We start from the raw sequence: 10,594 nt of genomic DNA on the forward strand, positions 1-10,594 counted from the left end.
CCTCCAACCTCCACCAGGGTTACCCTCGCAACGGCCACCCAGGCCGTTGACACCGAACGACCGAACGACCGAACACCCGAACCGATCGCCGACTGGGAACGTGGGGAACACCGAGACATGCGCGCACTGCGAATACTGCTCATCCTCGCCGTAATCCTGGGCGGCCTGTTCGTGATCGCGGACCGGGTCGCGGTCAACTTCGCCGAGGACGAGGCCGCGGAAAGGATGCGGACCACCGAGGGCCTGTCCACCACCCCGAACGTGTCCATCAAGGGCTTCCCCTTCCTCACCCAGGTCGCAAGCGGCGAACTGGACGACGTCGAGGTCGGCATCGCGGACTACGAGGCCGCCACGGGCACCGGCGACGAAACGATCCGCATCTCGGACATGAAGGCCGACATGCGCGGCGTCGAGTTCTCCGGCGACTACAGCTCCGCCACCGCGCAGACCGCCACCGGCACCGCCACCATCGCGTACGACGAACTCCTCAAGACGGCGAAGTCCGAGCCCACCGACGTCAGCCCCGGCGTCTCCGCCAAGGTCATCGGCCTCTCCGCCGGAGGCAACGGCAAGATCAAGGTAGAGGTCGAGGCCACCGTCCTCGGCAAGAAGCTGCCCGAGCCGGTCTCCGTACTCAGCACGGTCAGCGTCAAGGGAGACACCGTCCAGGTCCGCGCCGACTCCATCCCGAGCCTGGGCGTCGACCTCGCCGAGAACGCGGTCCGCTCGATCACCGACTTCCAGCAGAACATCGACGACCTTCCCGGCGGCATCAAGCTCGACAAGGTGGAGGGCGGTAAGGATGGTGTGGAGATCACGGTGAAGGGTTCGAACGTAAAGCTGGCGGGGTAGCACGGACCGGGCAGGCCCGGCGCCGTACGGCCTAGGCACACACGCAGCCGCACCCGCACCCGCACCATCCAGCACCGCCAGGTCCGCACGGCCGCCCAGCACTATGGCCGCCGGGCGGACCCCCGGCAGCACCGCCACATCGTTCCGCTCGGCCGCCGCCCGGAGTTCGGGGGTGTCCACGTACGACGCCAAGACCGCCACCGCCCCCGACTTCAGCACGGCGTGAACCCGTTCACGCGGAGTCGGGGCGTCCGGAAGCGGGCCCTCATGGACGCGGGCCGGGCCCAGGACGCCGGGCCAGCGGCGTACGCGGGCGCCCGGGAACCGTTCCTGGATCTCCGCCAACGGGCCCACGCCGACGACCCGGCTCCCCTCCACGGCGACGGCACCGTCCTTGACCGGCGGCTCCGAGTCGTCCCACACGCACCGCACCTCGTCCGCGGCGTGAATCGTCAGCACAGGCACATCAGTTGGACGCCAGCAGCTTCAACTCGGGGTGGGCCGTGCCGCCCTCGATCGCCGTCGACGAGATGTGCGAGGCCACCCGCTCGTCGGCGGGGTCGTTCGCCGGGTCGTCGTGGACGACGATGTGCTCGTACGTCGTGGTGCGCTGGGCGGGGACCCGGCCGGCCTTGCGGATCAGGTCGATGATCTCCAGCCGGTTGGAGCGGTGCTTGGCGCCGGCCGAGGACACCACGTTCTCCTCCAGCATGATCGAGCCGAGGTCGTCCGCGCCGTAGTGCAGCGACAGTTGGCCGATCTCCTTGCCCGTCGTCAGCCAGGAACCCTGGATGTGGGCGATGTTGTCCATGAAGAGGCGCGCGATGGCGATCATACGCAGGTACTCGAAGAGCGTGGCCTGCGTACGGCCCTTGAGGTGGTTGTTCTCCGGCTGGTACGTGTACGGGATGAAGGCCCGGAAGCCGCCCGTCCGGTCCTGTACGTCACGGATCATCCGCAGGTGCTCGATGCGCTCGGCGTTCGTCTCGCCGGTACCCATGAGCATCGTGGACGTGGACTCCACGCCCAGGTTGTGCGCGGCCTCCATGATCTCCAGCCAGCGCTCACCGCTCTCCTTCAGCGGGGCGATGGCCTTGCGCGGCCGGGCGGGGAGAAGCTCGGCTCCGGCGCCCGCGAAGGAGTCCAGACCGGCCGCGTGGATGCGCTGGATGGCCTCCTCCACGCTCACCTTGGAGATCCGGGCCATGTGCTCGACCTCGGAGGCACCCAGGGAATGGATGACGAGCTGCGGGAACTCCTTCTTGATGGCGGAGAAGTGCTTCTCGTAGTACTCGACGCCGTAGTCCGGGTGGTGCCCGCCCTGGAACATGATCTGGGTGCCGCCGAGTTCGACGGTCTCGGCGCAGCGGCGCAGGATGTCGTCCAGGTCCCGGGTCCAGCCCTTGGCCGTGTCCTTCGGCGCGGCGTAGAACGCGCAGAACTTGCACGCCGTCACACAGACGTTCGTGTAGTTGATGTTCCGCTCGATGATGTACGTCGCGATGTGCTCGACGCCCGCGTACCTCCGCCTGCGTACGGCGTCCGCGGCGGCGCCCAGCGCGTGCAGCGGCGCGGAGCGGTACAGCTCCAGCGCCTCCTCGGGGGTGATCCTCCCACCCGCGGCGGCACGGTCGAGGACGGCTGTGACATCAAGAGATGTGAGGTCGGCCTTCTCGGTCACCGGGCGTCCCTTTCGTAAGGTTTCGTAAGGTTCGTCAGGGGTGTGGACGGACCGATCCAGCCTACGCCAGGGGCTGGGATCACCCGACGTCAGGCTGTGGACAACTCCCGGGCCCGACCTCTCATCAGGTCATCAGGCCGCGTACGCCTCCATCAGCAGCCCCACGAAGGCCCCCGCGATCAGGTACGGCCCCAGCGCGACCGGTGTCCCGCGCCCGGCGCGCCGGAGCACGAAGAGCACCGTCACATGCACGCTCCCGACCACGGACCCGGCGAACGTGCCCAGGAACAGCGCCCCCCAGCCGTACCAGCCGAGCACCGCCCCGAGCCCGAGCGCCAGCTTCACGTCCCCGAAGCCGAGGGCGATCGGTCTGATGAGGAAGAAGAGGAAGTAGAACCCGCCGAGTGCGAGGGACCCGAACAGCGCCGTGGGCCACTGACCCGCGTGTTCCGGAAGCAGCGCCGCCGCCCCCAGCAGCACGAGCGCCGTTCCGGCGAACGGCAGCGTCAGCACGTCCGGCAGTCGCTGCACCCGCAGATCCACCAGGGTGAGCAGCACGCCCACCGGGGCGAGCAGCAGCCAGACGGCCAGTTCGGGCCGCGTTCCGGTCGTCAGTGCGAGGGCCGCGCACACGAGGGCGGTCACCAGGGCGATGACGGGTGTGCTGGGACCGTACGAGGCGTATGAGGCGTACGAGGCGTACGAGGCGGGGGTGCCCGCGCCCGCACCCTCCGCGTGCCCCAGGCTCCCCGCGTCGGCGGAAGCCGCCCCGCGCGCCCCGCGCGCCCCGCACGCCCCGCACTGGGCGCGCCCGAGCCAGCCGCGCGCCAGGCCCCTGATCGGGTGCCCGGCCGGGCAGACGTCCTGCCACGCCTCCTCCGGCTCGACCGACAACCGGTACGCGGCCCGCGGCACCAGCGCCCCGACGGCCGCGCCCCAGACGGCGGCGGCCACGGTCAGCCAGAGGTCGAGATCCACCCGCCCAGCCTATGCGGGCAGGGCGACCATCGCCTCGGACCGCTGGTCGCGCCGGCTAGTTGATCCTCGCCATCCGGGCCACGGGGTCTCCGGCGTCCGCGTTGTCCGTCTCGTACTGCAGTTCCTTGCCGACCGGGGTGAGTCGGACCTCGTGCTCGCCCGTCGTGCACGTGCCGGGGTTGTTCTTGTCGGCGATGCTGGTGGCCGTGATCTGCTTCTTGGTGACCTTCTTCAGGACGAGCACGTCGTCGCAGACACCGCCGATGAGGTCGGTGGAGCGGAAGGTCCCCAGCTTCTTTCCCACGGCGGCCTGTTGAAGGGTGACGCGGAACGTTCCCGCGGGCAGCTTCCCGCTCAGGGCGTAGGCGTCGCCCTCCCATGTCCCGACGTACGTCTCCGGAACGGCCCCTCCCCCGGGCGCCTGGTCCTCGACACTGCTCCGGCTCGCCGCCGGCGGGCTCGCCTCCTGGTCGCTGCCGCTCGCGGTGTCGCTGCCGTTGTCGTCGTCCAGGAGTCCCAGCCCGAATATCGACCCCACGGTCACCGCGGCGAACGCGCCCGCGACCGCCAGGGCCACCGTGCAACTCACCTTCCGTCCCCGCCCGTTCGTACCGGGCAGGGAGGTCGCGGCCACACTGACCGACACCTTGCCCGGAGTGGGCGCCTGGGTGGGAGCCGAAGCCGAAGCCGATGCCGATGCCGATGCCTGGGCCGAAGCCGGGACCGCGTCCTCGGGTCTCGGCTCGGGTACGGCGGCGACCCTGTCCGACGGCATGGCGGGCTGCGGCATGGCGGGCGGCGGCCCGAACACCCCAACAGCAGAAGGCGCTTCGACAGCGGGAGAGGGCGAGCCGGCGCCCACCGAAGGACTGCTGAACCCCACCGGCCCGGACGCCGGCACCTCCGTGGCCTCCAGGTTCAGCAGCTGTACGGCACTCCGGCCGACCTGCTCCACCAACGGACCCGGCAGCCAGCCCGCCGCCACCAGCCGGGCCGCGCCCTCGGGTGCCAGGGCACGGGCCACCTCCTCAGGGCTCGGCCGGCCGGACGGCTCCTTCGCCAGACAGCGCCGCACCAGCTCCAGCAACTCGCCCTCCATCGAGCCGAGTTCCGGCTCCTCATGGACGACCTTGTAGAGCAGCGCCGCCGAGGAGTCCCCGGGGAAGGGGGACTCACCCGTCGCCGCGTACGCCAGGACCGCGCCCAGCGAGAAGACGTCCGCCGCTCCCGTGACGCCCTTGCCGAGGATCTGTTCGGGCGACATGTAGCCGGGCGAGCCGATCGAGACGCCGGTGGAGGTGAGGGACGCCGTGCCGTCCGTGGCGCGGGCGATTCCGAAGTCGATGAGAAGCGGGCCGTCCACGGTCAGCAGGACGTTGGACGGCTTCACGTCCCGGTGGACCAGCCCGAGGGCGTGCACGGCGGTCAGGGCCTCCGCGAGGCCCGCGCCCAGGACGCGTACGGAGTGGGTCGGCAGCGCCCCGCTGTCGGCGACGGCTCCCGCCAGCGAGGGGCCGGCCGCGTACGCCGTCGCCACCCACGGCACGGGGGCCTCCGGGTCCGCGTCCAGTACGGGAGCCGTCCACGCGCCGCCGACCCGGCGCGCGGCGTCCACCTCGCGGCGGAAGCGGGCCCGGAACTCCTCGTCCAGGGCGAAGTGCGGGTGGACGATCTTGACGGCGACGGTGCGGCCGCCCGCGCTGCGGCCCAGGTAGACGCGGCCCATTCCGCCCGAGCCGAGTCGGCCCAGCAGGCGGTACGGACCCACTGCCGTGGGTTCGTCGGCTTGCAACGGCTGCGGTTGCATGGTGCTCCGCACCTCCCCCGTGTTCCGCGATGTCCAGCAGCGTAGTGGGGCGCGGTCTCGTCTGCCGGGGTGCTGTTGTTGGGCGGCTGACGGTTCCTTGTGGCTTGTCGCGCCCACGCGGCGGAGCCGCACGATGTAACAGCCCCGCGCCCCTTAAGAACGTGTGCGAGCCCGGCAGCACCAGCCACCCGGCAATTGCTCGCCCCACCCCACACTCCGAATTCGCGAAGAATTCAGTTGCCCTTACCTGAGGACTCCGTTATGGGGCCAGCAGTTCCACGCGTACGTCCGAGGGGAAGCCCGTCGTCGGGCCCACCCTCCTCGCGAACTCGTTCACGGCCTTCAGCTGGGGGCCGCCGAAACGGAAGTCGAGGGTGGTGAAGTACCGCGCCAGGACCTGCTCGTCGAAGGCCTCCCAGCGGGCCGCCTGTTCCGCGACCTTTCCGACCTCGTCGAGGGAGAGGTCACGGGACGCCAGGAACGCCTCGTGCACCTTTCGGGTGACGGCGGGCTCCCGCTCCAGGTACTCGCGCCGGGCCGCCCAGACGGCGAAGACGAACGGCAGGCCCGTCCACTCCTTCCACATGGAGCCCAGGTCGTGCACGTCGAGCCCGAACTTCGGCCCCTCGTGCAGGTTGGCCCGCAGCGCCGCGTCACCGATGAGTACGGCGGCCTCGGCCTCCTGCATCATCAGCGGCAGGTCGGGCGGGCAGGCGTAGTACGAGGGGCGGACGCCGACCTGCTCGGCGAGCAGCAACTGCGCGAGGCGTACGGACGTGCGCGAGGTCGAGCCGAGCGCGACACGGGCGCCGTCCAGCTGGTCCAGGGGTACCTGGGAGACGATCACGCAGGACATCACCGGGCCGTCGCAGCCGACAGCGATGTCGGGGAAGGCGACCAGGTCGTCCGCGTGCTTGAGGAACTCGACGAGTGTGATGGGCCCGATGTCGAGATCGCCCTCTACCAGCTTCTCGCTGAGCTTCTCCGGGGTGTCCTTCGTCAGCTCGAAGTCGAGGAGTGTTCCGGTCCGTGCGAGCCCCCAGTACAGGGGCAGGCAGTTCAGGAACTGGATGTGGCCGACGCGCGGCCGGGTGCGAGAATTGTCCACATCGCGAGGCTAGCCCTCATGGGGTACGGTGCACCCTTCAGGGTGGCTCCCGGCGCGGTGCCTGGCCCCTGGGAGCGGGCCACACGGGCCCCTCTCGCCACACCCTCCCCGTCAGCCCCGCGTCAACCCCTCTCTCGACGCGTTCAAACGTCCGGGTGACGTGATCTTGCCCTCTATTGCTTTCGGCTGCCTGCGTGCTAGGCTCGCCGCAAGTTGCAGTTTGGTTTCCTTGCAGTACAGAGCCTGCGGAGCATGTGACCGCAGGCTCTCGTCGGTTTTCAGACGAATGCAGTTGTGCAGCACTTGTTTTCACACTTGCAGGTTCTGGAGCAGGGCAACCCTTTGGGCCCAAGGAGGGCTTATGGCTACCGGAACCGTGAAGTGGTTCAACGCCGAAAAGGGCTTTGGCTTCATCGCCCAGGAAGGCGGAGGCCCCGACGTCTTCGTCCACTACTCCGCGATCAACGCGAGCGGTTTCCGCTCCCTCGAGGAGAACCAGTCGGTCTCCTTCGACGTGACCCAGGGCCCGAAGGGCCCGCAGGCGGAGAACGTCACCCCCATCTGAGCAGCCGGCTACCCCCAGCCCTGTGCCGTGAGCGCAGTGCTGTGAGCCCAGTGCTCTGATCCGGACCTGATTGCAGTACCCAAGGAGCCCCGCGCCGTACGGCAGCGGGGCTCCTGCCTTTTCCTTGGGCACTTTTTTCGTGCACGTGCACGGCTTTCCCCCTTGCCTCACACGTGTTGCATGATCAGCACGAACGTCGTCCCGGGCACCAGCGCCTCGTAGGAGTGCGGCACATCCCCCCGGTAGGTCACGTAGTCCCCTGGACCGAGCTCGACCTCCTCCCCCCGCGGCCCCGCCTTCAGCCGCCCCGTGCTCATGACCAGGTGTTCCACCGTTCCCGGGATGTGCGGCTCGGACGTGCGTACGGATCCCGGCTCGATCCAGGTGCGGTAGATGTCGCGCCGCGCCCCCGGCGGACCGGGCGACAGGAGGCTCGCGGTGTAGCTGGACTGCTCGGAGTGCACGGTCGGCCCCTCGCCGGCCCGGATCACCCGCACCGACGGGGCGGGCGGCTCGATCAGCGCGCTGAAGGGCACACCCAGCGCCACGCCCAGCGCCCACAGCGTCTCCATGCTCGGGTTGCCGCTCGCCGCCTCCAGCTGGGACAACGTCGACTTCGCGATACCGGCGCGCTTGGCCAGCTCGGAGAGCGAGAGCCCGGCGCGGGCGCGCTCACGGCGCAGGGAGCCGGCGATCCAGTCGAGGGGGAGACGGGACGGGGGCTTCCCGCCCTCGGACGGCGGGGTCTTCCCGCCCTCGGACGGTGCACCGGTCTCGGCATCGGACATGTCGTTCGCTCCAGAATACGATCGTTCGCCTTGACGAACACCACGGTGTTTGTTCATTGTAGAAAACGTGCGTTCGCTTCCCCGAACACCCGCATCCGTATCCGTATCTGCCGCCGCCCTGGACCTGGACTCCGCCCTGTTGCGCGACGTCTCCCTCGTCTGTCTGGCCGGCGGTGTCGTCGGCGTCTCCTTCGGCGCGATCGCGGTCGCCGGCGGGCTGCCGGTATGGGTGCCGGTGGTCATGTCGCTGGTGGTGTACGCGGGGTCGGCGCAGTTCAGCGCGGTGGGGATCCTGCTCGCCGGGGGCGGGCCGTTCGCCGCGGCGGCCACCGGGCTGCTGCTGAACACCCGGACGGCGGCGTTCAGTCTGGCCGTCGCGGACGTGCTGGGGAAGGGACGGCTCACCCGGCTCCTCGGCGCCCACCTCGTGACCGACGAGACGGTCGCCTTCGCCCTGGCCCAGCAGGATCCGGTACGGCGCCGGGTGGCGTTCTGGGTCTCGGGCATCGCCCTGTTCACGGTCTGGAACGTGTGCGTCCTGATCGGCGCCCTCGCCGGAGAGGCACTGGGCGACACCGCCACCTACGGTCTGGACGCCGCCTTCCCCGCCGTACTCGTCGCCCTCGTCCTGCCCACCCTGCGCGAGCAGCCACCCGTACGGCGGGCCGCGCTGCTGGGCGGAGCGGTGGCCCTGGCGGCGAGTCCCGTGACGCCCACGGGGGTTCCGGTGCTGCTGGCGCTCGCCGGGCTGGCTCTGTGGCGGCGGTCGTGAGCGCGACCGTCACCGCGCTGCTCGTCCTGGCCGCCGGGACGTACGCCTTCCGGCTCACGGGACCGCTGTTGCACGGCCGGGTCGAGATCTCCGAGCGCGTACGGCAGCTGCTGGCCGCCGGAGCGGTGGTCCTGCTCGTCGCGCTGCTCGCCACGGGCGCGCTGACCGAGGCGGGCGGCTTCGCCGGGTGGGCGCGACCGGCCGGGGTGGCCGTGGCGGGCGCCCTCGCCTGGCGGCGCGCGCCCTTCGTCGTCGTGGTGCTGGGTGCTGCGGTCACCACGGCCCTGCTGCGGGCAGCCGGTCTCCCCTGATGGAGTACACGGGTCGGGTGACGGAGCACACCGCTCGGGTCAGCAGCGGTCCGGGGCCGAGGAGAGGCCGTACTCCGAGCTGATCCGGTACTCGCCCGGTCGGGTAGCCGTCAGCCGGGTGAAATCGCCGTCCCGTGTCAGGCACCCGTCTTCGGCGCGCAGCCACGGCGAGTACGCCACCCGGATGATCACCGCTCCGGGCCGCGGCACCCGGACGTCGACCGCGGCGCTGGTGCTGCGGACGACGGTGGCGGGCGCCGGGACGAGGGGCACCGCGTCACGCACCCGGTAGACCCTCCAGTGGGCGTCCTGCCACACCGGCTCCAGCCAGTCGGGCCGGTCCTCGCGCACCAGGCGGGCCTCCGCCTCGGCGTACCCGTCGGGCTCGGCGAGCGGAAGGACGACGAAGCCGACCGCCCAGTGATCCAGCCAGGCCCGGTAGGTGACGGCGGAGAAGGTGCCGTCGTAGAAGAGTCGGGCGCGTTCCATGTCGAGCTGGCGGTTCCAGCCGCGGGCCAGGTTGACGTACGGGGCGAATCCGGAGGCCTCGCGGTGGTTGCGGGCCGGGACCACCTCGACCCGGGCACGGTCGGCGCCGAGCCCGCGCAGGGCCCTGGTCACGGGGCGGGTGTCGGCGGCCCAGGCCGGCACGGGGGTGGTCACCCTCAGGTCAGCGAGGGTCTTGGCGCCGACCCAGACGAGGGAGAACAACAGGGCCGCGAGCAGGGTGGCCCGTCGCAGCCGAGTGGCCCGCCGAATCCGGCCGGGCGAGAAGCTACGAGGGAGCAATTGGATTCTGCGTCCCAGCGACACGCCGTTCGCGCGGCGTGTCGCTGGGACTCCGGAGCCAATTGCCGGCGTCTCGAGGACCGTCGGAACCTGGGATGTCGTCAGCACCGCGCACAGCGCGGCCGGTGCGAACAGGGCCGCGAACCGTTCGACGTTCGTGCCGATCGGCGAGGGGACCAGATACGTGAGCACGGTGCCGACCGCGTACACGACCCCGCTCCACCGGGCCACCCGCCACGTGCGCGGGGCGAGCGCGGTGACGGCGAGCCCGAGCAGCGCGGGCGCCCAGATCCGCCCGGCCGGCATCAACTGCTCGCCGGCGAACGGGAAGAGCAGGGTGGTCACCGCGACGACCAGGGCGGGCGGCACCAGCAGGACCGCGGCCCGCACCCCGTCCCGTACGACGAGGAACGCGGCCCCGACCACGGCCAGGAACAGCCCGGCCACCGGGCTGGCCAGGGTGGCGAGCGCCGCGCACACCGACGCGAGCGCCGCCCGCCGCTCCCCCGTCAGCAGCACGCACGCGACGAGCCCGAAGGCGACGCCGAGCGCGAACGTCGTACGGCCGGACGCGACGTTGCACCACAGCGCGAGGGACGCGAGCAGTGCCGGGCCGACGGGGGCGCGCACCCCGGCCCGTAAGACCAGCACGGCCGCCGCCCAGGACGCCGCGAGCCCGGAGAACACGCTCACCGTGCGCACACCGAACGCGGCCATCACGTACGGGGAGATCACGCTGTAGTTCGCGGTGTGCATCCCGCCGTACCAGAACAGGTTGTACGCCGAGTCCCCGTATCGCGCCGCGAACCCCGCCCACGCCTCCTGCGCCGCGAGATCGCCACCGCCCGTGGCGAGGAGCAGCGCCCAGACCGCGTACGGCGGGAGCATGGTGAGCGTGGCGATGAGGGGGACGCGGTGGCGGCGACGCCAGAGGGCGAGGGCC

At 71.0% G+C, this 10,594-nt stretch carries 10 protein-coding genes and 1 pseudogene; 4 read left to right on the plus strand and 7 right to left on the minus strand.

All coding sequences use genetic code 11. The features are described from left to right. The first annotated feature begins 117 nt into the window (after positions 1-117). Positions 118-852: an LmeA family phospholipid-binding protein gene (locus FNH08_RS33320; RefSeq protein WP_152775257.1), complete on the plus strand. Its 735-nt coding sequence runs from the start codon at positions 118-120 to the stop codon at positions 850-852. Between the two features lie 30 nt (positions 853-882). Here FNH08_RS33320 and FNH08_RS52410 read toward each other — a convergent pair. The 5 genes and pseudogenes from FNH08_RS52410 to FNH08_RS33345 form a co-directional block, all read right to left on the minus strand. After that, a pseudogene (locus FNH08_RS52410) lies at positions 883-1,311 on the minus strand (imidazolonepropionase-like domain-containing protein); the annotation flags it as partial. Between the two features lie 7 nt (positions 1,312-1,318). Continuing rightward, positions 1,319-2,533 (minus strand): cyclic dehypoxanthinyl futalosine synthase, encoded by a 1,215-nt coding sequence (gene mqnC / locus FNH08_RS33330; protein ID WP_322725921.1) that lies wholly within the window; start codon positions 2,531-2,533, stop codon positions 1,319-1,321. Positions 2,534-2,665: 132 nt separating this feature from the next. After that, complete coding sequence (locus tag FNH08_RS33335) at positions 2,666-3,511, minus strand: prepilin peptidase (RefSeq protein WP_322725922.1); 846 nt, start codon at positions 3,509-3,511, stop codon at positions 2,666-2,668. Positions 3,512-3,566: 55 nt separating this feature from the next. Further along, entirely contained in the window at positions 3,567-5,318 is a 1,752-nt protein-coding gene (locus FNH08_RS33340) for a serine/threonine-protein kinase (RefSeq protein ID WP_152775259.1), read from the minus strand. A gap of 259 nt (positions 5,319-5,577) precedes the next feature. After that, complete coding sequence (locus FNH08_RS33345) at positions 5,578-6,426, minus strand: menaquinone biosynthetic enzyme MqnA/MqnD family protein (RefSeq protein ID WP_322725923.1); 849 nt, start codon at positions 6,424-6,426, stop codon at positions 5,578-5,580. A gap of 361 nt (positions 6,427-6,787) precedes the next feature. On the opposite strand from FNH08_RS33345, the gene FNH08_RS33350 reads away from it, so the two are divergent. Then, positions 6,788-6,991, plus strand: coding sequence for a cold-shock protein (locus FNH08_RS33350; RefSeq protein ID WP_028805073.1), 204 nt, complete (start codon positions 6,788-6,790; stop codon positions 6,989-6,991). Between the two features lie 167 nt (positions 6,992-7,158). Here the strand turns inward: FNH08_RS33350 and FNH08_RS33355 are convergent, their stop codons facing one another. Beyond that, positions 7,159-7,779, minus strand: a complete 621-nt coding sequence (locus FNH08_RS33355) for a helix-turn-helix domain-containing protein (protein ID WP_152775260.1) — start codon at positions 7,777-7,779, stop codon at positions 7,159-7,161. A 124-nt stretch (positions 7,780-7,903) separates the two neighbouring features. On the opposite strand from FNH08_RS33355, the gene FNH08_RS33360 reads away from it, so the two are divergent. Both FNH08_RS33360 and FNH08_RS33365 read left to right on the plus strand, forming a co-directional pair. After that, positions 7,904-8,551 carry an AzlC family ABC transporter permease gene (locus FNH08_RS33360; RefSeq protein ID WP_194238700.1) on the plus strand — a complete coding sequence of 216 codons (648 nt, stop codon included), beginning with the start codon at positions 7,904-7,906 and terminating at the stop codon, positions 8,549-8,551. Next, complete coding sequence (locus FNH08_RS33365) at positions 8,548-8,862, plus strand: AzlD domain-containing protein (RefSeq protein ID WP_322725924.1); 315 nt, start codon at positions 8,548-8,550, stop codon at positions 8,860-8,862. The genes FNH08_RS33360 and FNH08_RS33365 overlap by 4 nt, the downstream gene beginning before the upstream one ends. Before the next feature lie 39 nt (positions 8,863-8,901). On the opposite strand, the gene FNH08_RS33370 is transcribed toward FNH08_RS33365, so the two are convergent. Next, a partial coding sequence (locus tag FNH08_RS33370) for a DUF2029 domain-containing protein (protein WP_152775261.1) occupies positions 8,902-10,594 on the minus strand: 1,693 nt, incomplete at its 5' end.

Origin of the sequence: Streptomyces spongiae (genome assembly GCF_009377185.1) — a bacterium.
Lineage (GTDB): Bacteria > Actinomycetota > Actinomycetes > Streptomycetales > Streptomycetaceae > Streptomyces > Streptomyces spongiae.

Coding starts and splice junctions, on each gene's coding strand:
- FNH08_RS33350 (WP_028805073.1), top strand. CDS start 6,788: ATGGCTACCGGAACCGTGAAGTGGTTCAACGCCGAAAAGGGCTTTGGC.
- FNH08_RS33320 (WP_152775257.1), top strand. CDS start 118: ATGCGCGCACTGCGAATACTGCTCATCCTCGCCGTAATCCTGGGCGGC.
- FNH08_RS33340 (WP_152775259.1), bottom strand. CDS start 5,318: ATGCAACCGCAGCCGTTGCAAGCCGACGAACCCACGGCAGTGGGTCCG.
- FNH08_RS33355 (WP_152775260.1), bottom strand. CDS start 7,779: ATGTCCGATGCCGAGACCGGTGCACCGTCCGAGGGCGGGAAGACCCCG.